At 58.4% G+C, this 2353-nt stretch carries 2 protein-coding genes; one reads left to right on the top strand and one right to left on the bottom strand.

Annotation, left to right across the window (positions count from 1 at the left end; translation table 11 throughout):
* A partial coding sequence (locus AC1DQP_RS19545; RefSeq protein ID WP_478052305.1) for an EAL domain-containing protein occupies positions 1-1687 on the top strand: 1687 nt, incomplete at its 5' end.
* A 27-nt stretch (positions 1688-1714) separates the two neighbouring features.
* On the opposite strand, the gene AC1DQP_RS19550 is transcribed toward AC1DQP_RS19545, so the two are convergent.
* Positions 1715-2005, bottom strand: a complete 291-nt coding sequence (locus AC1DQP_RS19550) for a hypothetical protein (RefSeq protein ID WP_457321176.1) — start codon at positions 2003-2005, stop codon at positions 1715-1717.
* Positions 2006-2353 lie beyond the last annotated feature (348 nt).

A 2353-nucleotide genomic window follows, 5' to 3' on the forward strand; every position in this document is an offset into this window, starting at 1 on the left:
CCCTTGGCTCATTGAGCTGGCCACTTACGCCCTCGATGCCCCGGTCGCCTTCGTCTCACTAGTCGATGCCGATAGACAGAGGTTGATCTCGCGCCGTGGGCTAGAGGTCACAGAAACCACCATCCACGACTCGATTTGTTCGCACACCATTAGTCAGGGAAGAACCCTGGTCGTCAGCGACCTTCAACAGGACGAGCGCTTCGCGAAGAACCCGCTCGTCGATGGCGAGCCTTACTTACGGTTCTATGCGGGGTGCCCGCTGATCGCCCAGAACGGCACGCCGATCGGCGCCCTGTGCGTCATGGACAAGGTGGCTCGGGTATTTACAACGGCAGAGACGCGACAGCTTGAGACGTTGGCCCGTGCTGCGATGAATGAACTGGAGTTGCGGGTGCTCTCAGGGCGGCGAGAGCCCGTGAGCGGGCTGCCCAACCGCCACCAGTTCACGATCGACTATGCAGGTTGGTCGGAGAGAGAACCTAACAAGGCGCTCTATGCCGTGCTCGTTGACATCTTTGATCTTCCAAGGGCAAACGAAGCTGGCCAGGTGCTGGGGATGGGCCCACTAGAGGCCCTCATTAAGCGGGCAGGCGTGCGCTTCAACGTTGCGCTTGAAGGCTTGGCGGTCGTCTATCACGTTGGCGTGACGCGTTTTGCCTTTCTCGTCGACCTACCCACTGCTGAAGATGTGGAGCGGCTAGTCGAGGAGCTGCGTTCGCGGATGCTTCGGCCGCTGGTCGCTGCGGCTGTCCCGATGTCCCCTCTTTTTCATGCGGGGATCTGTGCGGTGACGCTGGGTGTGGACGGTGCGGATGACGTGATCCGAAGGATGCTCATTGGCTTGCATGCATCCATAGCGGACCAAGTCTCCTTCGCCTGGTACTCGGCAGGCAGGGATGACGGGCTGAGACGGGGCTATCGGCTTGCCGCCGACGCCCAGCGCGGCTTGAAGGAAGACGAATTCCATCTGGTCTACCAGCCGAGATTTCGATCCAGCGACCTGCAGCCGGTCTCTGCCGAGGTGCTCATAAGGTGGAACCATCCTCATCTGGGCTCCGTCAGCCCGGCGGAGTTCATTCCCGTGTTTGAGAGAACCGCATTGATGGAGGGCGTCACTGAGTGGGTCGTTGACCACGCGCTCGACCAACTGTCCGCCTGGCGAAGGCTCGGCTTGACGCTGGGGCTTTCCATCAACCTGTCCGCCAAAGATGTAGCCCGCGCCGACGCCGCCGAACGGCTCATCGCAAAGATCAAATCGAAAGGCCTTTCCTGCGAAGACGTAGAAATAGAAATCACTGAAGGGGAGTGGCTTCGGGCAGACTCGCTGCCAGGTCGGCAGCTCAAACTCATGGCCTTGGCCGGGATCCGCCTCGCCGTGGATGATTTCGGAAGTGGATACAGCAACTTTGCATATTTGACAGAGCTTCCAATGGACATCTTGAAGCTCGACAAATCCCTGATCGACAATTTGGCAACAGACGAACGCTCACTTCTCAAGGCTCGCGCCATCATCGGCTTGGCTCACGGCTTGGGATACATGACGGTGGCCGAGGGAGCCGAAACCGAGGAGCAAGTCTCTTTGTTGCAGAGCTTAGGCTGCGACGAAATACAGGGTTTTGCCTTAGCCAGGCCAATGAGCGCCACGGATCTCGCAGATCGGCTCGTGTCCGGCTTTTGCTCTTCATAATCGTAGGATTTGCAAGACTAGTTTAGGTCAGGTGGGGCTTCTTTCTTTCCCAACCACGTGTGTCATGGTGAAAAGATAGCCTTCTTTTGTAAGAAACGCCCGAATGCTTTCTTCTGCCTTTTGAGGTGAGATGAGAAACCCTGGGCCGTAGAGCGAGTAAACAGCTAGACCGCCCGGCAAGACCTCTCTTCGGACGGCACACCTCCTTGTCTCCGCGGCCTGTTCCCAAGCAGCCCGCAGCTTCTCTGGACCAATCGACTGGCCGTTCCGGAGGCGAAAACTGAGCCAGCGGACCTCCGTCTCATTCGCGCGGTTCATGGCTGTTCTCCTTTCCTCTCGACTTCCTTTCTCCTGAGCATCATCTCTTGAGATCAGAGTCCTGGGCGTGAATACGCGACGGCTCGAATCGGCTTGGTCGCTCGCTGTATAAGGTTCCCGCACCCCTTCTGTTAAGGGGACGGACATGAATACCTCCCCCAAGCTGGCTTGGGGAGGTGGATTGGCCGCCCGAACGCTGGTCATGGAAATTGCGCGTCATTTGACCCCCGCCCGCTCTCAATCACGGCCTTCCGGCCTCAAGTGTGGAAAACAACCAGGCCTGTCCTCGCCAGCCAAGCGACCGCGTTCACAGTAGCCGCCTGTAGCCCAATAATCATGCCAAAGGGA

This window comes from Stenotrophomonas sp. P5_A8 (assembly GCF_056400545.1).

Bases quoted from the DNA above. Each gene is read 5' to 3' on its own strand.
- AC1DQP_RS19550 (WP_457321176.1), bottom strand. From the start codon at position 2,005: ATGAACCGCGCGAATGAGACGGAGGTCCGCTGGCTCAGTTTTCGCCTC.